Origin of the sequence: Nitrosomonas sp. sh817 (genome assembly GCF_030908545.1) — a bacterium.
Lineage (GTDB): Bacteria > Pseudomonadota > Gammaproteobacteria > Burkholderiales > Nitrosomonadaceae > Nitrosomonas.
Genome location: NZ_CP133083.1, coordinates 523,884 through 549,276, shown reverse-complemented (window position 1 = coordinate 549,276; position 25,393 = coordinate 523,884). Strand labels below are relative to the sequence as shown.

Genomic DNA, 25,393 nt, shown 5'->3' with positions numbered 1-25,393 from the left:
ATTAGGAAATCTTTTGTTTTCTACTCAGGATAATTTTTATTCCCTCTTCTGGAAAAATTTTATTTTTTGCTCAGTGGATTCTCTATTTTTCTTTAAGAGAAAGTATTAGATATTACTTCTGATGCTGGTTAGATATTGATATTTCAGATTAAATAATCAGGCATTGAATATTTGAAGAGGCAAAATTTAAGTGCAACTTTTGTTTATGAGATGGTCGTAAAGTATTGACAGTTTTATATTAGAAGCCTACTAATATCTGCATTTGAACGCTGATACCACTAAGAAGAAAATCAGCAAGATGTTTCTATTTTCGATTACTTGAAGGGAATCTTCCTGCTATGGATTCTAAAAAACTATTAGTTACAACAGATTTCTCCGATGTGTCATATGCTGCTTTAGCCTATGCGGCAAAAATGAAAGGGAACCAAGTTACGTTATTAAGCATTCTCCAAACCGGCAATGTGCCGCCTGGTCTTTTACAGCAAATGCCAAACCCGAATGTTATCCAAGAATATCGCGATAAAGTATTAGATCAAACAAAGCAGAAACTTAATGCGGTTGCCAATCAGTATTTTATAAATACTGGAGTGAACATTGATGTTGTCATATGCGAGGATGACATTGCTGAAGAAATATGCAAATACGCTGAAAAAAACGCTATCGATATGATCGTTATGACCGGCCAAGGCAAAGGGGCTCTAGGTAGCTTGTTTGTAGGCAGTACCGTACAGAAAGTATTACGAATGGCCAAAATCCCGGTTTTAGTCATTCCGAAAGCCCCCCCAATAACCTGATGAGACTCATGAGAATTCAGAAAGAAACAAATCAGCAACAGACATAGACCCGGGCGAGAAAATTATTCATCTTCAGAGTCCAGTAAGAAAATTATAAGGGAATATTAATATAAATGCTTAAATTGAATACTAAAGTATCGCATGCTGATTCGATCTATGCGCAACTGGTTTTACCTTATGAGTTGCGCGTAAACAGCCGTTTGCGGACCACACTGGCTTCGGGTGAAGAAGTCGCTATTTTCACACAACGAGGCGCAGTTCTGCGAAGTAACGATCTTTTGAGCAGCGATGATGGCAAAGTCGTTCAAATTATTTCTGCTGAAGAACCGACATATCGCATCACATGCAATACAGAGTACGATCTACTACGTTGTGCGTTTCATTTAGGAAATCGTCATACAGTTACCCAGGTAGCGAATGGTTTTTTGCGCATTTATCAGGACAGCGTCTTGAAAGAAATGCTTGAAGGACTCGGCGCAACGGTTGTCGAAGAATCGGCACAATTCGAGCCGGAAGCCGGCGCCTATAGCACGAGCGGACACCATCACGGTGGACACCATCACGGTGGACACGATCACGATCATCATAATCATAACCACAGTCACATACACAATCCGCTAGCTCCGATTCCCACACGCCAGAAGATACACCGTGGAACGGATACGCAATCGTCCTGAAAAATTCCAATTAACTCGCATGATAAAAACTATAAAGTTAATGCATCCATTGATTTTGTTTTATTCAGCGCTCTGTTTGACACTGAATCCGGCGTATGCCGAAGAAATTAGCAAAAATCTGCGCATTGCCACAACCGTACCACCAATAACCAATATCATTGAAAATGTAGGAGGCTCATTAATTGCGGTGACTGGCCTCGTCCCGAACGGGATGGATTCCCATTCATTTGAGCCGGTTCCAAGTAATGCAAAAATATTGGCAAATGCAGATATCATTATTGTAAATGGCTTGAATCTTGAAGAGCCGATAATCAGACTTGCTGAAAAAGTAAAAAGAACCAGTACCCCCATTGTTTATTTGGCAAACGAAACACTTCCTAAGGAAGAATGGCAATATGATTTCAGTTTTCCCAAAGAGCAAGGCAAACCCAATCCACACCTTTGGCCTAACATTGCAATGACCATACAATACGTAGCAATCATTCGCGATCGGTTAGTTAATCTTGATCCAAGCCATGCAGCTTTTTATGAAGCGAATGCATCGTCGTACATAGCTAAATTGAACCGGCTCGACCAGGCGATTTTTGCTTGCATTGGAACCATTCCGGAAAGTAACCGCAAATTGGTAACTTATCATGACTCCTTTGCCTATTTTGCTCCACGTTATGGAATGAAAATTATCGCGGCAATCCAGCCAGCGAGCTTCACTGAACCCGGTCCTCGCGACATCATAAATATTATCGAACAAATTAAGCGTGAAAAAATACCAGCTATTTTTGGATCAGAGGTCTTTCCTAGCAAAATTATGGAACAAATTGCACGTGAATCGGGCGCCAATTTTGTTGATAAACTTTCGGATGATACGCTGCCAGAAAAGCCCAATCATTCATTTATTGGCATGATGATTAACAACATTGAAATCATGACAAAGGCATTGGGTGGCAAGCCAGCTTGCGCCCGTCATGTTGATGCCAGTAATCTAACCGACTAACTCGCGGGATGATTCCTGCCATTCAATTAATTGACGTCACAACCAGTTATGAGAACAATGTCGTCTTTACAGGTTTGTCACTTCAAATTAAAACAGGTCAATTTGTCGGCATAGTTGGCCCAACCGGCTGTGGCAAAACAACTCTACTTAAGACGATCCTTGGCACTCAAGCTGCGTTTAGCGGACAGGTCTTATTGAATGGCCAACCTATCAGGCGTGTTCAAAAACTAAAAATAGGTTACATTCCGCAACTGGAGAGTGTCGATTGGAGCTTCCCGGTAACGGTCGAAGAAGTCATTATGATGGGACTTTATTCTGGCAAACGTCTATTACCTTGGCAAAGCAAACAAGAACGGGAGCTTGTAAAAGATCTGGCCGCAAAACTTGGCATTTATAACTGCCTACGCCAGCACATTGCTCATACATCCGGTGGACAGCGTCAGCGCGCTTTTCTCGCACGAGCCTTAATTAGTAACCCTCAATTACTAGTTCTTGACGAACCAACTGCTGGTGTGGATATCAAGACTCAGCACGAAATTCTCCACCTGCTCGGAGATATCAATAAACAGGGCATGACAATCATATTGACAACGCATGATTTGAATGCCGTTGCTTCTCATTTACCCTGGGTGATCTGTTTTAACAACGGAATCATTGCAGAAGGCCGGCCACGAGATATTTTCACAAACGATATCCTCACAAAAACATACGGCAGCGACATTATCATCATTCAACACGGTGATTATCATCTAATCGCCAGTAGCACGCCATTAAAATTCAATCACGATATGTAACACAGCAATGCAATTCCTTTTGGAGCCTTTATATTACGAATTTTTCCTTCACGGTTTAATAGCTGCTGTTTTAATCGGAGCTTTATGCGGACTGATAGGAACTCACGTTGTGCTACGCGGCATGAGCTATGTCGGCCATGGTTTGTCGCATGCTGCATTTGGCGGTGCGATAATAGGCTTCGTCCTCAATTTCAATTTTTATGTCGGCGCTGGAATAACGGGGCTATTCGCTGCATTAATGATAAACCAGCTTACCAAAAATAAAAAAATAAAATCAGATGCAGCTATCGGAATTGTCACAACCGCTATTTTTGCACTAGGCGTAGCTGTCATCAGTCAGCAGCGTAATTTGAACAAAAGTCTTGAAGCAGCATTGTTCGGCAACATTCTGGGCATTACAGATAGCGACTTAATGATTATTGGATTAGTTTCAGTAGTTACAATAGCCATTATGTTTTTGACATACAGACCGTTACTGTTTTCGATTTTTGATCAAGAAGCCGCGCAGATTTTCGGTATCAGAACAGAAGCTTTACAACTATTGTTTGCAGTATTGCTTACGTTGTCTGTCATAGTTGCGATGAACATCGTTGGCGTCACAATGATCGCTGCGGCATTGATTATACCTGCGATGACAGCGCGCTTATTGACAGATCGATTTAGTATAATGCTATTATATTCTATAATAATCGGTATTATGATCGGTGCAGGAGGTATGTATTTAAGTTATTTTTTTAATATAGCCTCTGGCGCCACCATTGTTTTGTTCGGTGCTTTTATTTTCTGTCTTTCTGTTTTTATTCAATATATTCGAGAAAAAATTTCCCTTCATACAAATTTACACCGTCATGGCAACTTGATCCACTCACATCCGCTTGACGACGAAAAACATAAACATGTTGATGAAATTAAAGGTGATGGTAAATGCTAAAACATTAATCCTCAGTACGTAATTTACTTTAGTGTCATTAGATTTATTGTTGTCCATTGATCCATCGGGTTGCATAGCGTATCAATTCAGTACTGTCTTTCAAATTCAATTTAGCACGGATGTTTAAACGATGTGATTCGATGGTTTTTACACTGCGATCAAGTAATTTGGCAATTTCTTGGCAACTATGCCCTTTTCCAATTAGATTCAATACGCCAAACTCGCTTGGTGTCAATGAATTGATCAATTGTTCGGTATCAGAACGTTTCAGTATTATCTTATTTAAGAGTTTTGCATACATTTTCTTACTTAGGAAAATGTTTCCCTTAAGTACCTCGCGAATAGCATTGATTAGTACTTCGCCGGATTCTTGTTTCATGACGTACCCATAAGCGCCCGCTTGTAAAGCACGTTCAGCATAAATCTCTTCATTATTCATGGAAACAAAAAGTACGGGTAATGCGGGATATAGAGACTGTATATCTTTTATTATTTCAAAGCCTGATATCGTTCTAAAAGTTACCGCTAATAACACAACATCCACATTACTATTTCGCTTTAGCGCCTCTATCGCTTCGACACCATCTTTTGCTTCAGCACAAACCTCCAAATCGGGCTCTTGGTTAACCAGTATTGCAATGCTTTGCCGCATCATGGCATGACCATCCACCAGCATTACTTGTGCTTTCAAAATTGACATAATTGAGCAATTTATTATTTTGATATTCCTGCAAAGCGTGCCGTATCATCGCTTACGAAACAGGATGCATACTTTATAACGTACTATAAACCAGTACAACCCGACCAGAATCATAGCCCCAAAATTCTGTCCGAACGAATTACTCACTTAGTGGCAGCCAATAAAGCAGATTCAATAATTCCTCGACCCCCTTCATTAGCGCAGAAAAGATTGCCCGATTTTACCTGATTGAGGATAAATAAATACAACAGTGATAGGTACGAGAGATTACGATCTTTAACTTTCTGCAGAACATCGCAAACAGTCAATGAGAATATCAAGTTCTTTTGGGAAAATCTGATACGCCGATAAACTGCTCGGTGCGTACTCGAATCGAATCCAACTACATCAGAAAACTAAGACATCGCTTTTCTTAATTCAGCTAAATTCCACTGGGTTGCAAAATGGATCAAATCTGTACCATCTTTTAAATTCAATTTACTGCGAATATTAAAACGATGCGTTTCAATTGTATTGACACTCCGGTTAAGCAACTTAGCAATTTCCTGACTACTGTGCCCCGCACCAATCAAATGAAAAATTTCAAATTCACTAAGAGTCAGCGAGTCAATTAATCGCTCCGGCTCTGAATGTCCGATTTTGATTTTTCTCAGCAGCTTGGCATGCATATTCTTACTGAGAAAAATATTACCTTGCAATACTTCACGGATAGCAATTAACAGTACTTCGCCCGTTTCTTGTTTTGAAACATAACCGCGCCCACCAACCTGTAAAGCACGCTCGGCATAGATCTCCTCGTCATGCATTGAAACAAAAAGTACAGGTAATGCAGGTAACAGTAGATGGATACTTTTAATAACTTCAAAACCAGGAACTGTTTTAAGTGTTATATCGAGCAAAACAATATCCACACGCACATTTCTTCTAAGCAGTGCCAACGCCTCACCGCCATCACCAGCTTCAGCACACACCTTCATATCGGGTTCATTGTTAACGAGTAACGAAATACCGTGACGCATCATAGCATGATCGTCCACAAGCATTACTTGTATTTTCTGATTTGACATATTAACGCAATTATATTTAGTACTCCCTAGTGTTTGCAAAAGCACCGGTCCATTGATCCATTATTTATGCGATATTGAACATGCCAATTATCATCGCCTTAGTCGCAGCACATTCACCTATCTATAAAACATCATCATTCAATTTTTATACAGACAAGGCAGATTAGTTGAGGTGATAGTTTCTATGCCGCTCTAGCAAATGATATCACCACCAACCACTAACGCTCTAATATAAATCCATATTCTGCTTGTTATCAATAATACACTTTGATCTTAGGAAGTTAAAGTGGGTCTTAATGTAACAATTGAGGCGCCGCGCGATGAAGGTTTAATTGTTGAGTCTCTGATAAAAACGTTCTTGATTGTACCAATTGAACCAGGGGATTAAACCGCTTCTTACCTACTTTAGGTTATTGAATATTAGGGATACAGAGTTCACGCTTGACGGTGCGCCGCAGCCGTTCGACAAAAAATCATACTAGCAGCCTTGCCGTCCAGGCTGATTTGAACACGATGTCGCTACAATACTTCGATAAATGCCGCGCTGGTAGACAGAATGCCTTGGCGCTGAAACCAGGTCGCATAACTTCGTGAGCCGTATTGCGGTGTTCTGAGATATTGCTCGTCCATCTTGCTTAACAAAGCCAGATGATCGTCAGCGATCGGTTGCGGCCGGTAATAATAAGAATAAGGCCAATCACGATAAATCCAATAACTGGCACTGACGAGTGAGACTCAATTGTTGGTTGGACTCAATCATCATTTTTCGCTCTCGCGCACTCAATGATTAAGCTTTTTGGCTAGCCCCCCCCGTTTCACCGTCAATTGTCCGATGACTCGACGCAAATCATCAATACTACGTTCTTGGTTTCTGCCAGCAAATAACTCCGCAGCTTGCTCTATCAAGTGCCGCTTCCGGCTGTTGATCTGTGTTGGGTAAATTCCGTAACGCAACGCCAGCTGCAGCACGGTTTCTTCCCTTGGATTACTGCTATTGCCACCTTGTCTTTGAATTCACTGGCATATTGTTTTCGTTTCTTGCTCATAATTATGATCCTCTTTAGTGTTCATAACAGAGCTTGGCAACCTGTCCGGTTTTGCGGTACCACTTCTATGAGCCACAACCCGATTCCACTATCTGGTTCAACAAGTTATGGAAACTTGTCATACCAATTAAGCCTGAATCGGACCTCAGTGTTGCTCGTTAACGAGTAGTACTTGGAAGTAAAGCGAACACGCCAGCATTTTTGACCGTCAGGCTGTACCCATAGAACAAGACCCTTGCCATCGGGCAGGCTGTAGCGTTTGTCCCTTGGCTTTGCTGCTTTAATGATTGAATCGGTGAGTTTCATGCAACTCCCAAGTATCGTTAAACAATACAAAAAACGGGTATGTTTTTTACCCGCTTTTTTACCCATTTTCAGGAATGTTACCCGCTTTTACCGAGGTTGCCAATGATTGGCTAGATTTATGTAACTTTTTTATTTTAAAGGTATTTTTTGGTGTTGCTGGGCAACGTTTGGAAGAAAACTGGCGGAGAGGATGGGATTCGAACCCATGTGCCAGGTTACCCTGACCATCTGATTTCGAGTCAGCGCCGTTATGACCGCTTCGGTACCTCTCCGGTGTGCTGGAATTAATACACCCGTTTGACTGGTTTACGCCAAACGGGTGTTAAGTAGAATTATATAGTTATTACGCAGTCGCTGTCATGGTGCCGCGCATTTTTTGCAGCGCTTTTGCTTCGATTTGCCGTACCCGTTCAGCCGACACGCCCAGTTCCGCAGCGAGATCATGCAACGTAGCGCTGTCTTTTTCTCGTAGCCAACGCGCTTCGATGATATGGCGGCTACGATCATCCAAGCACTCGAGGGAATGTTGCAAACCTTGCTCGCGCATCTGGGTAATTTGCACGCTTTCCAGAATTTGTGAGGGTTCAGCACCATCCGTCAGATAACTGATCGGACTGAATGTATCGTCTTCCTCATCGGAAAGCGGTTCCAATGAAATATCCGAGCCGTTAAAACGTTTTTCCATTTCCACCACTTCTTCCGATTTGACGCCTAATTGCGTGGCCATGGCTTCGACTTCTTGCGGATTCATGGTATCCAATCCTTGCTTCATGCTCCGCAAGTTAAAAAACAATTTACGTTGTTGCTTGGTTGTCGCTATTTTAACAAGGCGCCAATTACGCATAATAAATTCATGAATTTCAGCCTTGATCCAATGCACTGCAAAAGATACCAGACGAACACCGCGTTCCGGGTCAAAGCGCTTCACCGCTTTCATTAATCCGATATTGCCTTCTTGGATCAGATCCGCTTGCGGAAGCCCATATCCTTTGTAGCCGCGCGCTATCGCCACAACGAAACGCAGATGAGACAAAATCAGTTTCTGAGCAGCTTCAATATCGCCGTGATTCCATAAGCGCCGTGCCAGACCCGTTTCTTCCTCTTGCGAGAGGATCGGGAAAGAATTAACAGACTGAATATAGCTTTCAATACTTCCCCCAACAGCCGGCAGTGTCAAAGCATTCGTCATCGTAATAATCTCCTGTAAGGTATTGTGCGAACTTTCGGGTAAATTGCATTTTAGCACTCCCGAAATGAGAGTGCCAAACTTTTGAAAAGTTTCACAACAGACAATAAGCTTAGCGTGGTTCGATTTGCCAGAGATGATTTGCAACGGAAATGCGTGCGCCCAGCCATCCGAGCCAAGCTGAGAACAATTGTAAACTCAAACTGTCCTGTAGCGACAAGTGCTGCAAATGAATGTCAACTTCGTAGAGGCCGGCCAGCACCCCAAGCTCTTCGTTCAGAGCACTGATAAAGAGCGCTACAATCAACCATGCCGCAATACCGCCAGCCAATCCTTGGATAGTGCCGAAATATAAAAAAGGCCGGTGAATAAAACTGTCGGTTGCGCCAATGAGTTTTGAGATTTCGATTTCATCGCGCTTAGTCAGGATTTGCAAGCGAATGGTATTAAACATAATGGCGATAATGGCGACGCTCAGCAACGTCGCCAGCATCAGAATAACCGCGCGTCCCAATTGCAGTAACGCGTTGAGCCGTTCTATCCATTCGGAATCGAATTGCACATGCGCCACTTCCGGCCAACTTTGCATTTCCGCACGCAACTGTTCGAGGGCATCGGATGAATTGTGCTCCAAGTGCACAATGAACGCATCGGGTAGCGGATTACGCGTCAACCCGGCCATGACATCGGCAAGACCGCTATCCTGTTGCAACTGCTTTAACGCAACTTCTTTGGATATGAACTGAAAACTTACAATCCGCGACTCTTCTTGCAGTCGTTGTTTGACACGGTTGAAATCATTCTGCTGCGCATCTTGTTGCAGAAACAAGCTCATCTGCGGCGTACTAGCTGCTTGCCCGGACAGGGACTGCAAATTCTCCATCAGCACATAAATTCCGGTTGGCAAACTCAACGCAATACCCATTACCGTAATGCTCAGCAGGCTTGTAACCGGTGTAGCAATCAATCGCTTCAGCGTATGAAAAAATACAAACGCATGTTGTGTCAGCCATGCGCGCATCATGCCGCCAGCTTTCCTTGTTTGAGTGACAAAATTCGATGCTGGGTGTCTTCCAGCAGCGATGCATCATGCGTGGCAATCAGTACAGTAACACCCACTTGGTTGAACGATGTGAACATGGTCATGATATCGCGGGCATACTCCACATCCAGATTACCGGTCGGCTCATCTGCAATCAATATCGACGGACGATGCACCACCGCGCGCGCGATACAGAGCCGTTGACGCTCCCCGCCGGACAATGCGACCGGCATGGCTTTTTCTTTTTTCAACAAGCCGACTTTATCCAATGCGGCTCGCACCCGGGAAGCCACAGTTTTGCTATCAAAATTACCGATTTGCAACGGCAGCAAAACATTCTCAAATGCATTGCGATCAAACAGCAATTTGTGATCCTGAAATACAAAACCGATTTTGCGGCGCAGATACGGAATGGCAGCCGGCTTGAGCTGAGCGATATTTTGCCCGCTGATGGAAATCGTACCGGAAGTCGGCCGTTCAAGAGCAGCGATCAACTTTAACAAAGTGCTCTTGCCAGCTCCTGAATGACCCGTAAGAAAAACCATTTCACCGGCTGGTACGGTCAGATCAACGTTATTTAACGCCACATAACCGTCAGGATAGCGTTTGCTGACATTTTTAAAAACAATCATGGCTGACTCAAATTTTCAGCTTGCTTAATCGAATAGGGCATCGACAAATTCTTCCGCGTCAAACGGCCTTAAATCATCCACGCCTTCACCGACACCCACAAAGCGCAGCGCCGGGGGATTTTGCGGGTATTGCGCGGCAATTGCCGCAACGACCCCGCCTTTGGCCGTTCCGTCCAACTTAGTGAGAATCAAACCGGTCACCTGGAGCGCCTCGTCAAATGCTTTCACTTGCGCTAACGCGTTCTGACCGGTGTTTGCATCCAATACCAGCAGCACTTCGTGCGGTGCATCGGGCAGCGCCTTGGCGATCACGCGTTTTACTTTCTTGATTTCTTCCATTAAATGCAACTGCGTCGTCAATCGTCCGGCAGTATCCGCCAGCACGATATCAATACCGCGCGCTTTGGCTGAGGTAACTGCATCAAAAATCACCGCGGCCGGATCGCTTTTTTTGTCGGGATCGCTATCGGGCGCTATGACAACGACATTATTGCGCTCCCCCCAAGCGATCAACTGCTCGCGCGCCGCTGCACGGAACGTATCGCCAGCAGCCAGCAACACCGTTTTTCCTTGATTCTGGAAGTACCGGGCAAGCTTACCGATCGATGTTGTCTTTCCCACACCATTCACACCGGTAATCATAACCACGAACGGGTTATGCGCGCTGGTATCCAATGACCGCTCCAACGGTTTCAGCAAGGCAGTCAAAGATGCCTTGAGCGCTTGCTTCAATTGCGCGGAATCGGTTAAAGCATCGCGTTTAACCTGCTTGCGCAAATCCTCCAGCAGTTGCTGCGTTGCGCTGACGCCAATATCGGATGTTAAAAGTATGGTTTCCAGCTCTTCGTATAATGCTTCGTCGATTTTACCGCCGCCGAACAGACCGGATAACTGCCTGCCTAAATTCTGCCGGGTACGGGCAAGACCTTGCTTGAGCTTGCTCGCAAAACTTACCGGTTCTTCCTGATTGGATTCGGATACAGTGTCTGATGGAGCCGGAATTTCAGTTGAATCTGCTGGATCTTTTTTAGATTTAAAAAAACTAAACATTCTGGTAGGCTCTATGAACAGTGATATTTTCAAAACGCGATTTTAGTCTGTTTACTCACATTTTGGTTAGTAAAAATGAATTCTGATAACCGTAGCACTTTTTTTAGTATCTTTTCAATTTGCAATTTTCTATTGCTCATCAGCCTGTCGGCACCATCCGCAGTATTTGCCAATCCGCATGAATTCTTGCTCGATAATGGCTTAAAGTTGATTGTAAAACAAGATCATCGCTCACCGGTGGTCGTCACTCAAATTTGGTACAAAGTAGGCAGTATCGATGAAGTCAATGGTGTTACCGGTGTAGCGCATGTGCTGGAACACATGATGTTCAAAGGCACTGAGAAAGTTCCGAATGGTGAATTTTCGAAAAAAATTGCAGCGGCCGGCGGGCGCGAAAATGCTTTTACCAGTTACGATTACACCGGCTATTATCAGCAATTGCACAAAAAACATTTGCCTATGGCGATGGAACTGGAATCGGACCGGATGCGCAATTTGCTGATCACCAAAGAAGAGTTTGAAAAAGAGATCAAAGTCGTCATGGAAGAGAGAAGATTGCGCACCGACGACCAACCACGTTCATTGCTGTACGAAAAAATGATGTCGGTCGCCTACCAAGCGCATCCGTACAAAAATCCGATCATCGGCTGGATGAATGATTTAGAAAACATGACTGTAGATGATGTGCAAGACTGGTACGACCGCTGGTATGCGCCGAACAATGCGATATTGGTAGTGGTCGGTGATGTTGATGCTGAAGAAGTACATCAGTTAGCAAAAAAATACTACGGCGCAATTCAGTCCCGCCCATTGTTTTCTTTCAATGAGCGCAAACCACAATCAGAACCGCCGCAACTTGGCTCAAAACGAATAACCGTCAAGGCGCCGGCGGAATTACCTTATCTAATTATGGGCTACCATGCTCCGGCGATCAAAAATGTCCAGGAAGACTGGGAGCCTTACGCTTTGGAAATTTTGGAAGGCGTGTTGGATGGCAACGCATCCGCGCGACTGAATAAATCACTAGTGCGTGAAAGCCAGATTGCCAGCTCCGCAAGCGCAGGCTACGGCGCCATGGCACGTGGCCCAAGCCTTTTCTTCCTTAGCGCGGTACCGAGCGCAGGTAAAACTGTTGCAGAACTGGAACAGGCATTACGAGGAGAAATTGAAAAAATCGCTAAAACCGGGGTAACAGCAGCAGAACTGGCACGGGTTAAAGCGCAAGTAATTGCCGGCCACGTCTATCAGCTCGACTCCATGTTTTCCCAGGCCATGCAAATAGGCCGACTGGAAAGCATCGGAGTATCCTATCGGGACACGGATCTTATTTTAGAGAAATTAAAAGCAGTAACTGCGGAACAAGTCCGCGATGTCGCGCGGAAGTACTTTAATGATGACAGCTTGACGGTTGCGGTATTAGATCCGCAACCTTTGGAACAAAAGGCGCCTCCACGAGCACCGGCCGGATTACGACATTAACCGGTTATCAGACTTTGGCAGCAGCCTAAAGGAGAAGAGGAGAAAAAAGCCGCTGCCAAATTTGCAGAAACCCGCTATTTTTTTGCACCATTGTGTGAATGACCATCGGTCTTCTGATGGTCATCATGTTCATGTTTGTGTTGTTTATTTTCTTCCATATGCTGATGCATTTTTCCCATCATGCGATGCATTTCTTCTTTATCAATAAAACCATCCTTATTGATGTCCTTTTTATCAAACATCTGTTCGTGATGTTTCATGAATTCTTCCTTGCTGATCCTGCCATCTGTATTGGCATCAACCGCCACCATGTGCTCGCACTGATGACCATCGTGCTGATCGTGGCTATGTTTGGATTGGTTGCTGCCATGCGCTTGATGCTGTTCCCCCTGATGTTGATGGCCGCCTGCTTTGCCAGCTTCAGCAGCAAAAACCACCGGTGCAGAAACGGTCAATAGAGTAATTGTTGCCAAATATAAAAGACTTTTGTTATGAAACATTTTGTTTCTCCGTAACAGTGAATAAAGTGAAGAGGGATAGTAAAACCAGCCAATTTGAAAAGCGCTTACCTTTAAAGTTCACAGGGTATGATGCCTCACCCAATAATAAAATGCTGGCGGTAGTATTTGAGTTCGTTGATGGAGTCATATATATCCGCTAGCGCTTCATGCTTACTTTCTTTGCTGAAGCCGGATGCAATCTCGGGTTTCCAGCGTTTAGCCAACTCTTTCAGAGTACTGACATCGAGATTGCGGTAATGGAAGTAGGTTTCAAGCTGCGGCATCGAGCGCACCATGAAACGCCGGTCTTGGCAAATTGAATTTCCGCACATCGGTGATACGCCGCGCGGTACGTACAATTTCAAAAATTCAAGCAATTGCGCTTCGACTTCTGCTTCATTCAGGCACGAAGTTTTCACTTTATCGATCAGACCGGATTTGGAATGCGTCGATTGATTCCATTTATCCATGCCGTTCAACACATCATCGGATTGATGCACGACCAGAACAGGCCCTTCTGCAACCGTATTCAATTGCGAATCGGTAATCACGACAGCCACTTCGATGATGCAGTCGGTATCCGGATTGAGTCCGGTCATTTCCATGTCCACCCAGATGAGGTTATTGTTATCTTGTGCCATAATGTTTATAAAATTTTGAATGCTAAGCTCTGAATTGTGTCATATCGACGACATACAGTCACTTTTAATCAGACTGAAAATGCAGACTCAAGATCGCAATTCCACTTGAATGCTCCTTGAATTCAAATCCATGAACTTTTGGTAAGGACTATGCAAACATTTACTTTGATTTTCTTATTTGCACTGCTGGTCACCACGCTGATGCAAGTTTGGTTATCTATCCGGCACATCCGCCACGTCCGGGCGCATCAGCACCAGGTACCGGAAGAATTTGCCAGCAAGATCAGTTTGGCCGATCATCAGAAAGCAGCGGCTTACACTTGCGCAAAAACCAGCACCAGATACCCCGGTATCCTTCTGCATGTTGTGCTGCTGCTGACATTTACCCTCGGCGGCGGTTTGAGTGCTTTAAGCGAATTCTGGGCTGGCTGGTTCAGCGACCCGGTCGTTCACGGCATGGCGCTGATTATCAGCACTTTCATGATCATGAGCGCGGTTGAGCTCCCATTAAGCTATTACCGTGTGTTTGTAATCGAAGAACGTTTCGGTTTCAACAAAATGACCCCGCTGATGTTTTTCACTGATCTGATCAAACAAACTGCTATCGGTCTACTGCTTGGCGCCCCCTTGTTGTTTTGCGTGCTGTGGTTGATGGAAAAAACGGGGGATTTGTGGTGGCTGTATGCCTGGTTTGCGTGGATCGCGTTCAACCTGTTCGTGCTGGCGATCTATCCGGCCTGGATCGCACCGCTGTTTAACAAATTCACACCGTTGCAAGACGCCGCTTTGAAAACACGCATCGAGCAGTTGATGAATAAATGCGGCTTCACTGCCAGCGGCTTGTTCGTGATGGACGGCTCGCGCCGCAGCAATCACGGCAACGCTTATTTCACCGGCTTCGGCAAAACCAAGCGCATCGTGTTCTTCGATACCTTATTAGCGCGCCTCGAACCGGCTGAAATCGAAGCAGTACTGGCGCATGAACTGGGGCACTTCAAATTGCGCCACGTCATCAAGCGCATCGCAGTATCCTTCATCATCAGCCTCGGATTTCTGTCGCTGTTGGGCTATTCGATGCAACAAGCCTGGTTTTACGAAGGGTTGGGCGTAACCGCCGGCAGCGTGCCGTCAACCGCAATGGCGTTATTGCTGTTCTTTCTGGTGATGCCGGTATTCACTTTCCTGCTACATCCAATCTCCAGCCTGTATTCCCGCAAGCATGAATTTGAAGCCGATGCCTATGCCGCGCAAAACGCTTCGGCGGACGATCTGATACATGCACTGGTAAAACTCTATCAAGACAACGCCGCGACACTGACACCTGATCCATTGCATTCGGCATTTTACGATTCACACCCGCCAGCATCGATCCGTGTCGCACATTTACAAAACCAGGGGCAAGCATGAATACGACCGTGTGCGATTTAACATCCAAGCAATGCAAACCGTGCGAAGGCGGTATCTCGCCGCTATCAAGCGCGGAGGCTACCGCCTTTATGCAGCAAATTGAAGGCTGGCAATTACAGGATAAACAGATCAGTAAAACCTACACCTTTAAGAATTATTACCAGACCATGGCATTCGTGAATGCAGTAGCTTGGATTTCGCATCGCGAGGATCACCATCCTGATATGCTGGTAGGCTACAATCAATGCGCTGTAACCTACACCACACACGCCATCGGTGGTTTATCTGAAAATGATTTCATTTGTGCGGCGAAAATCGACAAGTTATTCGCAATTTGAATATTAGCCGCAATCACAAGCGACAACCGCCCTGCCAGACCGGGCTGGTTGTTGCTGCATTTGGCAGACACTTTTCAGTTGAAACAGCTAACGGTGAAATTGTCTCTTGTGTCATGCGCGGCAAAAAAAGCGGTGTCGCATGCGGTGATCAGGTTGAATACCAATTAACCACCATCGGACAAGGTGTAATTGAGACAGTACAACCGCGCATCTCGTTGCTCTACCGCAGCGACGCCTTCAAGGAAAAAATCATCGCCGCCAACGTCACGCAAATCATCATCGTCGTTGCAGCGGTTCCGAGTTTCAGCGAAGAGCTTATCAGCCGCTGCCTTGCTGCCGCCGAAAGTGAAAATATCGAAGTATTAATCGTACTGAACAAAGCTGATCTGATCGCACCGACCCAAACGGCAATGCAAACACTATCGCTGTACCAGAATTTGGACTATCGTATTCTGCCGGTCAGCGCTCTGCAGGATGTATCCGCACTTCGCCCCCACCTGAGAAATCACTTGAGCGTACTGGCCGGACAATCCGGCATGGGCAAATCGACATTACTCAATTCCTTGATTCCGGAAGCACGGCGTGCCACTGCGGAAATTTCCGTAGCGCTCGACTCAGGCACACACACCACCACGTACTCTCAGCTTTACCATCTCGATGAAAACAGCGCCGTCATCGACTCCCCCGGCTTCCAGGAATTCGGCCTGAATCACATTAAGGAAGAAAACCTGGCATGGGGATTTCTCGAATTCCATCCCTACTTCGGTCAATGCAAATTTAGTAATTGCCGCCACCTTAAAGAACCTGGGTGTGCAATACTAACAGCGGTAAAACAAGGAAAAATCACCGAGAAACGGTTAGGCTTTTATCATAAATTGCTGTGCCGGGATCGTTCCGGCACAGGCTTGACTAGATAAGATTGATTACTGGATGGAGTATCACCGATCATCCGGTGGTGATACTCCAAGAATTTTGTTAGAACTCTTCCCAATCCTCTCCACCGCCTCCGGCTGCAACTTTGCGAGGCGCCGGTTCACTGGCCGGGCTCGCACTGGATTTTACCAACGCTTTTTTCGTTGCCGGGCCGCGGTTAGGCAATTTAGCAACCGTTGCTGGACGATTGTTTCTTTTTACAAGCATTGACATAGAACTTTCACCAGACAACCTGAACACGCTTACTGCTTGTGTTAGCGATTGCGCTTGTTCTTGCATCGATTCGGCGGCTGCGGCTGCTTCCTCCACCAGCGCGGCATTCTGTTGCGTCACCTCGTCCATCTGCGTAACCGCTTGATTGACCTGTTCGATTCCAGAGCTTTGTTCTTGTGATGCCGCGGAAATTTCGCTCATGATATCGGTCACACGTTTCACCGCGCTCACGATTTCATCCATCGTCGCACCTGCTTCGTCGACCAGACGGGTACCGTCTTCCACTTTCGCCACCGAGTCGCTGATCAGCTCTTTGATCTCTTTTGCCGCCGCTGCTGAACGTTGCGCCAGGGTTCTTACTTCCGTCGCCACCACCGCAAAGCCACGGCCTTGCTCCCCGGCCCGGGCCGCTTCGACTGCTGCGTTCAATGCCAGAATGTTGGTTTGGAATGCAATGCCATCGATCACGCTGATGATGTCGACAATTTTCTTGGAACTCTCATTAATCGAACTCATGGTTTGCACCACTTGCCCTACTACCGCACCACCCTTGACTGCAACTTCCGATGCGCCTGCCGCCAGTTGATTCGCTTGGCGTGCATTATCGGCATTTTGTCTGACGGTTGAGGTCAATTCTTCCATGCTGGATGCAGTTTCTTCCAGGCTTGACGCTTGTTCTTCGGTGCGCTGACTCAGATCCGAGTTGCCCGATGCAATCTCTCCCGATGCCGTGGCAATCTGATCCGTGCCCGAACGCACTTTTCCGACTAAGTCAACCAGATTGTCATTCATGGTTTTCAGCGCTTGCAGCAAACGCCCTGTTTCATTGTTCGAGTTCACTTCAATGCGGCTAGTCAAATCACCAGCCGCTACCGCGTTAGCGACAGCTACCGCTTCATTGAGTGGACCTATCACGGCACGAATTAGCAGCATGCCGATGATTACCGCCAGTACAACTCCTAATCCCACCATCGTTGCTGTAAGCGCAAACATCGTACTGAAATTGCTTTGCGCTTCAGCGTATTCTTGTCCTGCAACCTTCGACTGCAATTCGATCAAAGCCATCAAAGTTTTATGCGCCTCATCAAATTTTGGTACCGCATCGGACGTCGCATTGGCATGGGCATTTTCAAAATCCCCCGTCATCGCCAAATTCATTGTGCGATTGCGTGATTCTTTATAAATCGCCCATTGCTGTGTAAAGCTTTTTGCCAATTGCTCTTCTTCAGGCGTTAGAATCGTATTCATGAATTTTTGCCATGTTGCTTCGATTTCGGCATCTCTTTCCGCCGTCATCGCAGTACGTTGCTTGGCAATGGAAACATCTTTCATATTCGCTGCCATCACTGCGTTCAGACGTACCCGATGAACCCGGTCAAGAACCGTATTTAAATCACCCAGTACCACAGTCCGGTCTTCGTATACCGTCTTTAAATTTCCATTGGATTGATCGATTCCGTACAAACCCAAACCGCCAACACCGGCGAGCAAAACTGACAGTATGCCGATAACAAGTACCAATCGTGATTTAATCGTCATATTATTAAACATTTAATTCTCCTCAAAGTAACCTACCAATATCCAATCCGTCTCTAAAATCAATTAATGCTTTGTTCGATCAAACCCATATCACTGCTACTCATCATCTTTTCGATGTCGATTAAAATGAGCATCCGATCATCAATGGTTCCTAACCCCATGATATATTCGGTATCAATAACCGATCCCAAACCTGGTGCCGGTCGTAATTGATCGGCTGTCAAATTAATCACATCCGACACGCCATCCACCACAATACCCATTACCCGGCCGGCAACGTTTAAAATGATAACCACTGTAAATTGGTTGTAATCCACGTCAGTCAATCTGAATTTAATCCGCATATCAATGATCGGCACGATGATGCCCCTTAAATTCACCACACCTTTGATGAAGTCGGGCGCATTGGCTATCTGCGTGATGGCTTCATAGCCACGGATCTCCTGCACTTTTAGTATCTCGATTCCATACTCTTCTTTTCCCAAGCGGAAAGTCAGATACTCATTGGTTGCCCCTGCAACTGCGACGCTACTCGAATCCGTTGCTCTATTTGCCGTTTGTTCCGTCTGTTCCTGAAACATGGATTAACGCTCCTTTTGTGCTATCTGAAAACCAGATGAATCTTAAAACGAAGCTTTAATTACGGAGCCTCATCCATTAGGTTCTGCCAGTAATTTCTTATTTTTTCTAAGAAAAATTCCTTTAAAGTTGTAGGATAATTCTTTCATACAATATTATTAATATAATAACCAACTGAATATCAACGGATAAATTAAAATGAATTAGATTGACTCTGTTTAAAGCAAACACCAGCAATATTTAATCGACAACTAAGATTGATATAAACTATTCCGCCGCATCATGATCGCGGCGATATAATCGCGGAGAATACTTTCGGGAAGGTGGCAAGCGCCGGTCAGGAAGGGCAATACCGGCCTGGAAAATGACACTTTAAAATGACAGGACTACGCGATTGAATCCTTTTCAACGGCTCTATCAGCTACACCGCATTCTGGCGGCCCATCGCTTGCCGGTCTCGCATAAGCGCCTCGAAGAACTGCTGGAATGCTCGCGCGCGACGGTTACTCGCGCCATCGATATGCTGCGGGATAATTTCAACGCCCCGCTGGTATACGACCGCGACCGTAACGGCTATCACTACGACACCAAAGAAAGCAATGTTTTCGAACTGCCCGGCGTCTGGTTCGACGCCAACGAATTGCACGCATTGCTGACCGCGCAGCAATTGCTCGAACAAATCGAGCCGGGCCTGCTCGGCGCGCAACTCAAACCGGTCAAAAACCGGCTGGAAAAAATTCTCGCAGCGCAACATTCGAACAATCCGCCAATCACCGCCCATCGCATCCGCATCCTGAGTATGATGGGCAGGCAAACCGGATTGAAACATTTTCAAACAACCGCCAGCGCCGTGCTGCAACGCAAACAACTCAACATCGCCTACCACAGCCGCAGCCGCGATCAACAAACCGAACGCACCGTATCCCCGCAACGCCTCACACATTACCGCGACAACTGGTATCTCGATGCCTGGTGCCACAAACGCGAAGCCTTGCGCAGTTTCGCGGTGGAACGCATCGCCGCGTCAACCCTGCTCGATACCGCCGCGCGCGAAATTCCGGAAGCCGAACTCGACGAACACTTTGCCACCGGCTACGGCATCTTCGCCGGCAAAGCCACCCGCACCGCCATTTTACGTTTCACAACCGAACGCGCCCGCTGGGTCGCCGACGAGCAATGGCACCCGCGGCAGCAAGGAAAATTCCTGCCCGATGGCCGCTATGAACTCCACATCCCCTACGCCAGCGAAACCGAACTGGTAATGGACATTCTCAAGCACGGCGCGGCGGTTGAAGTCATCGCGCCGGAAACATTACGCCAAACCATCCTGTTAAACTTGCAGCAAGCACAAGAATATTATGTGACAAGGAACAAACATGAAAACAGGACGTAACGACCCCTGCCCTTGCGGCAGCGGCAAAAAATACAAACAATGCTGCTTGCAGGCGCAAGAAACACAGCAAACCGAGGATTTTTTATGGCATCAGATACGCCGTGCAATTAATGGACTGCCTGAAAAATTACTGAAATTCTCGCAAAACCATTGGGGCCAGCACGCCTTGCTGGAAGCATGGGGAGACTTCACATTATGGAGTGAAGAGGAATTTTCTCCGGACACGCCGCACTTGCAGTTATTCATGCCTTGGTTCTTTTTTAACTGGCACCCGGACGATTCAATCCCCGATACCCCCCGTAAAAAAACAACCGGGGAAGCATTTCTCGGCAAGCATGGGCCGGCAACTCGATCCGCTCCTGAAACGCTACATCGAACAATGCTGCGTAACGCCATTCAGTTTCTTCGACATTGTGTCGGTGCGCCCCGGCGATGGATTCCTGCTACGCAACATCCTGACCGGCGAAGAATGTTACGCCACCGAGCACTCCGCCTCGGTGCACGCCGAAGCCGGGCAAATCGTATTTGGCAAGCTGGTTAAAGTCGATCACGTCGCGATACTGGAAGCCAGCGCTGCTTTCTTTATTCCGCCCGGAGAAAAATTTGCCATTCTGGAGCTGCGCAAAAAATTACTCGAATCAGAAAACCCGCCGTCGCCCGCATTGCTCGGAAAATACGAACATGAAATGCTCGCCATTTATCAAGTAGTTTACGACCGGCTATTCAATCCACCCACGCCGTCACTGCGCAATACCGACGGCGATGCGATGGTATTTCAAAAACTCGTTTACGACATACAGTCTCCGCAAGCGGCTTTCACCGCGCTAAAACAGCTTTGCATCGACAGCACCGAAGACGAACTTCTGCAAGACGCCGAATTTGACGCGGCAGGCGGACTGCACCGCATCGAATTTCCATGGCTGAAAAAAAACAATGCCAAGAACACCATCCTCGGCCACATCCGGATCAACGGCCGCCAGCTCGCCGTCGAAGTCAATTCCGGCAAACGCGCGCAACAATTCCAGAAACTGATCAAAAAATTATTACCGGAAGCCCGCTACAAAACCAGCGTCATCGAATCTCCGCAAGCAAAGCTAGAACACATGCCGGACCAAGGCGAAAGCGCCCAAGCCAGGCAACGCCGGGAAGAGCAGGAAAAACTGAACAACCGCCCGGAAGTACGGAAAAAAATTACGGAACTCATGCGTGAACACTACCGCCAATGGCCGCATGAAAAACTGCCCGCCCTGAACGGCAAAACACCGCTGCAAGCCATCAAAACCGAAGATGACCGTGAAATGGTCGAAGCGCTGCTGCGGGATTTCGAGTTAAGCAATGCAGATTCCAATTTACCAATCGACTCATCCATTTTCGACGAACTGCGCGAGCGATTGGGCTTAAAGAAACGCTAAATCCGCATGCGTCATTCCGAATGCAGCGAGGAATCTTTAATAATCAACAAAATAGATTTCTCGCTCTTACTCAAAATGACACTTGCCCAACGTTTCTTCAAGAAAAATCAGAAAAACAAATTCACAGCCTCACATTTTGAGCCTGTGACTCCGGATAATGAAAGCGGATATTAATTAGAGAAGGAATCACCATGTCTCGACGCGCATTTTTGCAATCACTCACCGCTCTGCTCGGCGGATTTGCGTTACCGGCATTGACGCAAGCAAAACCGGCGGCCAGACAATGGAAAACCCTGCAAATCTCCCCGGTCGCAGGGTTCCAGTACCACCAGGGCGAAACGCTCTGGCCGCAACTCGCCGCCGGCCAATCCGTCACCCTGATCCGGGAACCCGGTAACCGCTTCGACCAACGCGCCGTCCGTATCGACTGGCAAGGCGAAAAACTCGGCTATATCCCCGCAAGAGACAACGCCGCCGTTTCGCAACTGCTGGATCACGGAGAAAAATTATCGGCTTTGATCGTAGGGTTGAAAAAAAGCAATAATCCGTGGGAACGGATTGAGGTGGAGGTGAAGTGGTTTATATAGCGCATAAGAATCATACGTTGGAACAGCACCTATTAGGTGTAGCTGACAAAGCAAAAGGCTTTGCTGCCAAGTTAAGCTTGGATGAGCAAGGTGAATTGATAGGGTTGCTGCATGATTTAGGTAAATACAGTGCCCAGTTCCAAACTTATATCCAATCGGCCATTGGTTTGATTGACGAGGACAAAGACGATTATGTCGATGCACAGGACTTAAAGGGCAAGGTAGATCATTCCACCGCAGGTGCCCAACTTATTTGGAATGAGTTATCCAGACAAGGTAAATTTGGGTTAATTGTAGGTCAGCTTTTATCGTTGTGTATTGCGTCACATCACTCAGGTCTGATTGATTGTATTTCTCCTGGTGTAGCAGCTCCGAGCATTGATAAGTTCACAAAAAGAATGGGGACCCGGGAAGAAAGATCGCATTTTGAAGAAGTGCAAGCGAAGATGGATGCAAGCATCATTGCACGATTTCATGAACTTATCATTTCGCCCAAGTTGATTGACAGAATCAAGAGCTTAATTCTGCAGATTGTTCAATATGATTCTGGTAATGAGTTAATTACGAGATTCAAAATCGGATTGCTGGTTCGTTTTCTTTTCAGCTGCTTGATTGACGCAGATCGTATTGACACAGCAGATGCGGAGAAGCCGCGAGCAGCAAGGCAGCGACAGCATGGAAATTATATCGAATGGACAATATTGATCGAGAAGTTGGAGAAAAAACTAGCCGAATTTAGTGATGCTGAGCCTATAGACAAAATCAGGCGCAATATTGCTTATCATTGCCGTGATGCAGCACAAAGAGATAAAGGGATTTTTACATTATCAGTTCCAACAGGTGGCGGAAAAACACTCGCCAGTCTTCGCTTCGCGCTCCATCATACGCAACAACACAAGATGGAACGGATAATTTACATTATTCCCTATACCTCCATCATTGACCAGAATGCGGATGTAGTGCGCAAAATTCTTGAGCCAGAAGGTGAATTACGAGGCAGTGTTGTATTGGAACATCACTCAAATCTCACACCGGAACAGCAGGGTTCGCGTGAAAAAGTACTAGCAGAAAACTGGGACGCACCAGTGATTTATACAACCATGGTGCAATTGCTTGAAACACTTTTTGGTGGAGGCACTCGTGGCGCAAGGCGGATGCACCAATTGGCAAACTCCGTATTGGTTTTTGATGAAATCCAAACTCTTCCAGTTAATACTGTCCACATGTTTTGCAATGCTATCAATTTTCTTGTGGAGCATTGTAGTAGCACCGTGGTTTTATGCACTGCCACCCAGCCATTACTGAATAGCGTGGATTCCTCAAAGGGAGTTTTGAAATTTACCAAAGATAGCGAAATCATGCGTGATGTGAAGCAGTTATTTGATGATCTGGAGCGTGTCAAAGTGTTCAATCAACGAAAGCCAGGCGGTTGGAAAGTTGAAGAGATCGCCGAACTGGCATTACGCGAAGTAAGCGAGAGTGGTAGCTGTTTGGCAATTGTGAATACCAAGAAATCAGCGCAAGCACTGTTTTCGTTACTCAGGCAAACCCAAGGAATGCGCGTGTTCCATCTCAGCACTAATATGTGCCCAGCGCACCGTAAAAAGATTCTGGCTGAGATTCGTGGTTTACTGGAGGAGAAATCCCCCGTGCTTTGTGTGAGTACACAATTGATCGAGGCTGGTGTGGATGTGGATTTCGGCGCAGTTATCCGCTACACGGCAGGGCTAGATTCCATTGCTCAGGCAGCAGGCCGGTGCAACCGCAACAAGCGCCGCGAGGTAGGGCATATCCATATCGTTAACCCAGCCGACGAAAATCTGGATATGCTCATGGATATTCGAGTAGGTAAAGAGGTGACGGAGCGTTTGTTGGATGATCAGAAATCTGGTGCCGAAAATTTCGATGGTGGCATGATCGCGCCACAAGCCATGAAACGGTATTTTGAGTATTACTTCTTTGCGCGCAAGGATGAAATGGATTACCCGGTTTCAAGGGAGATAGGCGGACGAGATGACAGTCTGTTAAACATGCTTTCCACCAACCAGCAAGCCGTTGCGGATTATGCTCGGGAATACAATTCTGCACCGAACATTTATTTACGACAATCCTTTATGACCGCTGCTAAGGCATTCAAGGTGATTGATGCTCCCACACGGGGTATTATCGTACCCTACGATGATGAGGGTAAAAAATTGATAGGTGAGCTTTGCGGAGCGTTCGAAGTGGAGAAACAATTTAATCTCTTGCGGCGAGCGCAGCAATTTACCGTCAACGTGTTTCCACACCAATTGGAAAAACTTCAAAAAGAAAAAGTCTTGCATGAAATACAAGATGGAGTGGATATTCTCTATCTTGCAGATGTGCGCTACTACAACGAGGATTTCGGGCTAAGCTTGTCGCCCGAAGGAATGATGGAGGTACTTTGTGGCTGAGTTTAATCTACGCAAGAACGGCATTGAGTTCAAAGTGTGGGGGCGCTATGCCTTGTTCACCGATCCCTTGACCCGTATCGGTGGAGAGAAATGTTCCTATCACATACCGACTTATGAAGCGATCAAGGGAGTCGTCAAATCTATCTACTGGAAGCCCACCATCATCTGGGTCATAGACGAGGTGCGCGTGATGAACCGCATCCGGACTCAGACAAAGGGCACGAAACCGTTGAAATTCAGCGGCGGGAATGATTTAGCGATTTACACATTTCTCGTCGATGTTGAATATCAGGTAAGAGCACATTTTGAATGGAATCTGCATCGCCCGGAATTGGCGGATGATCGTAACGAGGCAAAACACCATTGCGTTGCCCGGCGTATGGTTGAACGAGGCGGGCGGCAGGATATTTTTCTTGGCACGCGGGATTGTCAGGGGTATGTGGAGCCATGCGAGTTTGGCAGCGGTTCCGGGCATTACGACAAGGCGGATGAAGTGAGTTACGGCCTGACCTTCCACGGCTTTGACTACCCGGACGAAACCGGAGAAAACAAGCTGCAAGGCCGTTTTTGGCGACCAACAATGAAAGATGGCGTGATTCGTTTTTCTCAACCAGAGCAGTGCGAGATACGGAAATTTATTCGGGAAATGCGTCCCAAGCAGTTTGTTGAAGGAAAAAATCTTGTCAGTGTCGAGGCTGAATCAGCCGGACTGGAGTGCTGA

27 protein-coding genes and 1 tRNA gene are annotated in these 25,393 nt (G+C 46.3%); 15 read left to right on the top strand and 13 right to left on the bottom strand.

From position 1 onward, the window contains the following. Nucleotides 1-338: 338 nt before the first annotated feature. The 5 genes from RBH92_RS02650 to RBH92_RS02630 all read left to right on the top strand — a co-directional run bounded on the left by RBH92_RS02650 (nt 339) and on the right by RBH92_RS02630 (nt 4,187). On the top strand, nt 339-794 hold the full coding sequence (locus RBH92_RS02650; RefSeq protein ID WP_307933150.1) for a universal stress protein: 456 nt from the start codon (nt 339-341) through the stop codon (nt 792-794). Between the two features lie 113 nt (nt 795-907). After that, nucleotides 908-1,471, top strand: a complete 564-nt coding sequence (gene ureE, locus RBH92_RS02645; RefSeq protein WP_307933149.1) for an urease accessory protein UreE — start codon at nt 908-910, stop codon at nt 1,469-1,471. Then, nucleotides 1,446-2,462: a metal ABC transporter substrate-binding protein gene (locus RBH92_RS02640; protein WP_307933148.1), complete on the top strand. Its 1,017-nt coding sequence runs from the start codon at nt 1,446-1,448 to the stop codon at nt 2,460-2,462. Before ureE ends, RBH92_RS02640 begins: the two co-directional genes overlap by 26 nt. Nucleotides 2,463-2,470: 8 nt before the next feature. Next, nucleotides 2,471-3,256 carry a metal ABC transporter ATP-binding protein gene (locus RBH92_RS02635; protein WP_307933147.1) on the top strand — a complete coding sequence of 262 codons (786 nt, stop codon included), beginning with the start codon at nt 2,471-2,473 and terminating at the stop codon, nt 3,254-3,256. Nucleotides 3,257-3,275: 19 nt separating this feature from the next. After that, entirely contained in the window at nt 3,276-4,187 is a 912-nt protein-coding gene (locus RBH92_RS02630) for a metal ABC transporter permease (RefSeq protein ID WP_307933146.1), read from the top strand. Between the two features lie 43 nt (nt 4,188-4,230). Here RBH92_RS02630 and RBH92_RS02625 read toward each other — a convergent pair whose 3' ends face one another. The 9 genes from RBH92_RS02625 to ftsY all read right to left on the bottom strand — a co-directional run bounded on the left by RBH92_RS02625 (nt 4,231) and on the right by ftsY (nt 11,216). Beyond that, nucleotides 4,231-4,887, bottom strand: a complete 657-nt coding sequence (locus tag RBH92_RS02625) for a response regulator (protein WP_292924726.1) — start codon at nt 4,885-4,887, stop codon at nt 4,231-4,233. A 395-nt stretch (nt 4,888-5,282) separates the two neighbouring features. Next, nucleotides 5,283-5,954 carry a response regulator transcription factor gene (locus RBH92_RS02620; RefSeq protein ID WP_307933145.1) on the bottom strand — a complete coding sequence of 224 codons (672 nt, stop codon included), beginning with the start codon at nt 5,952-5,954 and terminating at the stop codon, nt 5,283-5,285. A gap of 780 nt (nt 5,955-6,734) precedes the next feature. After that, nucleotides 6,735-6,923, bottom strand: coding sequence for a hypothetical protein (locus RBH92_RS02615; RefSeq protein ID WP_307933144.1), 189 nt, complete (start codon nt 6,921-6,923; stop codon nt 6,735-6,737). A 182-nt stretch (nt 6,924-7,105) separates the two neighbouring features. Further along, entirely contained in the window at nt 7,106-7,306 is a 201-nt protein-coding gene (locus RBH92_RS14945) for an Arm DNA-binding domain-containing protein (RefSeq protein WP_374049947.1), read from the bottom strand. 179 nt (nt 7,307-7,485) lie between these two features. Continuing rightward, nucleotides 7,486-7,578: transfer RNA gene (locus RBH92_RS02610), tRNA-Ser, on the bottom strand. Nucleotides 7,579-7,649: 71 nt separating this feature from the next. Further along, the gene (gene rpoH / locus RBH92_RS02605) at nt 7,650-8,495 is read right to left on the bottom strand and encodes an RNA polymerase sigma factor RpoH (RefSeq protein WP_307933143.1); all 846 of its coding nucleotides are present in this window, start codon (nt 8,493-8,495) and stop codon (nt 7,650-7,652) included. Nucleotides 8,496-8,604: 109 nt separating this feature from the next. Then, entirely contained in the window at nt 8,605-9,516 is a 912-nt protein-coding gene (gene ftsX, locus RBH92_RS02600) for a permease-like cell division protein FtsX (RefSeq protein ID WP_307933142.1), read from the bottom strand. After that, a complete protein-coding gene (gene ftsE, locus RBH92_RS02595) occupies nt 9,513-10,166 on the bottom strand; it encodes a cell division ATP-binding protein FtsE (protein WP_307933141.1) in 654 nt (217 codons plus the stop codon). The genes ftsX and ftsE overlap by 4 nt, the downstream gene beginning before the upstream one ends. Before the next feature lie 24 nt (nt 10,167-10,190). Beyond that, nucleotides 10,191-11,216, bottom strand: coding sequence for a signal recognition particle-docking protein FtsY (ftsY, locus tag RBH92_RS02590; RefSeq protein ID WP_292924738.1), 1,026 nt, complete (start codon nt 11,214-11,216; stop codon nt 10,191-10,193). Nucleotides 11,217-11,291: 75 nt separating this feature from the next. Here ftsY and RBH92_RS02585 point away from each other — a divergent pair, with 75 nt between their 5' ends. Then, complete coding sequence (locus RBH92_RS02585; protein WP_307933140.1) at nt 11,292-12,695, top strand: M16 family metallopeptidase; 1,404 nt, start codon at nt 11,292-11,294, stop codon at nt 12,693-12,695. Nucleotides 12,696-12,769: 74 nt separating this feature from the next. On the opposite strand, the gene RBH92_RS02580 is transcribed toward RBH92_RS02585, so the two are convergent. Both RBH92_RS02580 and orn read right to left on the bottom strand, forming a co-directional pair. Next, entirely contained in the window at nt 12,770-13,195 is a 426-nt protein-coding gene (locus RBH92_RS02580; protein ID WP_307933139.1) for an EF-hand domain-containing protein, read from the bottom strand. 95 nt (nt 13,196-13,290) lie between these two features. Beyond that, complete coding sequence (orn, locus tag RBH92_RS02575) at nt 13,291-13,836, bottom strand: oligoribonuclease (protein WP_307933138.1); 546 nt, start codon at nt 13,834-13,836, stop codon at nt 13,291-13,293. 150 nt (nt 13,837-13,986) lie between these two features. Between orn and RBH92_RS02570 the strand changes: the two genes are divergently transcribed. The 3 genes from RBH92_RS02570 to rsgA all read left to right on the top strand — a co-directional run bounded on the left by RBH92_RS02570 (nt 13,987) and on the right by rsgA (nt 16,498). Beyond that, the gene (locus RBH92_RS02570) at nt 13,987-15,243 is read left to right on the top strand and encodes a M48 family metallopeptidase (protein ID WP_307933137.1); all 1,257 of its coding nucleotides are present in this window, start codon (nt 13,987-13,989) and stop codon (nt 15,241-15,243) included. Further along, the gene (locus RBH92_RS02565) at nt 15,240-15,581 is read left to right on the top strand and encodes a 4a-hydroxytetrahydrobiopterin dehydratase (RefSeq protein WP_307933136.1); all 342 of its coding nucleotides are present in this window, start codon (nt 15,240-15,242) and stop codon (nt 15,579-15,581) included. The genes RBH92_RS02570 and RBH92_RS02565 overlap by 4 nt, the downstream gene beginning before the upstream one ends. A gap of 113 nt (nt 15,582-15,694) precedes the next feature. Further along, nucleotides 15,695-16,498: a ribosome small subunit-dependent GTPase A gene (gene rsgA / locus RBH92_RS02560; RefSeq protein ID WP_307933135.1), complete on the top strand. Its 804-nt coding sequence runs from the start codon at nt 15,695-15,697 to the stop codon at nt 16,496-16,498. 58 nt (nt 16,499-16,556) lie between these two features. Here the strand turns inward: rsgA and RBH92_RS02555 are convergent, their stop codons facing one another. Together RBH92_RS02555 and RBH92_RS02550 are read right to left on the bottom strand one after the other, a co-directional pair. After that, nucleotides 16,557-18,278, bottom strand: a complete 1,722-nt coding sequence (locus RBH92_RS02555) for a methyl-accepting chemotaxis protein (RefSeq protein ID WP_307933134.1) — start codon at nt 18,276-18,278, stop codon at nt 16,557-16,559. A 47-nt stretch (nt 18,279-18,325) separates the two neighbouring features. Further along, nucleotides 18,326-18,847: a chemotaxis protein CheW gene (locus tag RBH92_RS02550; RefSeq protein WP_292924751.1), complete on the bottom strand. Its 522-nt coding sequence runs from the start codon at nt 18,845-18,847 to the stop codon at nt 18,326-18,328. Between the two features lie 392 nt (nt 18,848-19,239). Between RBH92_RS02550 and RBH92_RS02545 the strand changes: the two genes are divergently transcribed. The 6 genes from RBH92_RS02545 (at nt 19,240) to cas5c (ending at nt 25,393) form a co-directional block, all read left to right on the top strand. Beyond that, nucleotides 19,240-20,238, top strand: a complete 999-nt coding sequence (locus tag RBH92_RS02545; protein ID WP_307933133.1) for a helix-turn-helix transcriptional regulator — start codon at nt 19,240-19,242, stop codon at nt 20,236-20,238. Beyond that, on the top strand, nt 20,222-20,779 hold the full coding sequence (locus RBH92_RS02540) for an SEC-C metal-binding domain-containing protein (RefSeq protein WP_307933132.1): 558 nt from the start codon (nt 20,222-20,224) through the stop codon (nt 20,777-20,779). Before RBH92_RS02545 ends, RBH92_RS02540 begins: the two co-directional genes overlap by 17 nt. A 145-nt stretch (nt 20,780-20,924) precedes the next feature. Continuing rightward, the gene (locus RBH92_RS02535; RefSeq protein ID WP_307933915.1) at nt 20,925-21,650 is read left to right on the top strand and encodes an MbcA/ParS/Xre antitoxin family protein; all 726 of its coding nucleotides are present in this window, start codon (nt 20,925-20,927) and stop codon (nt 21,648-21,650) included. 191 nt (nt 21,651-21,841) lie between these two features. After that, a complete protein-coding gene (locus tag RBH92_RS02530) occupies nt 21,842-22,237 on the top strand; it encodes an HIRAN domain-containing protein (RefSeq protein ID WP_307933131.1) in 396 nt (131 codons plus the stop codon). 17 nt (nt 22,238-22,254) lie between these two features. Then, a complete protein-coding gene (gene cas3 / locus RBH92_RS02525) occupies nt 22,255-24,672 on the top strand; it encodes a CRISPR-associated helicase Cas3' (protein WP_307933130.1) in 2,418 nt (805 codons plus the stop codon). Then, nucleotides 24,665-25,393 (top strand): type I-C CRISPR-associated protein Cas5c, encoded by a 729-nt coding sequence (cas5c, locus tag RBH92_RS02520; protein WP_307933129.1) that lies wholly within the window; start codon nt 24,665-24,667, stop codon nt 25,391-25,393. Before cas3 ends, cas5c begins: the two co-directional genes overlap by 8 nt.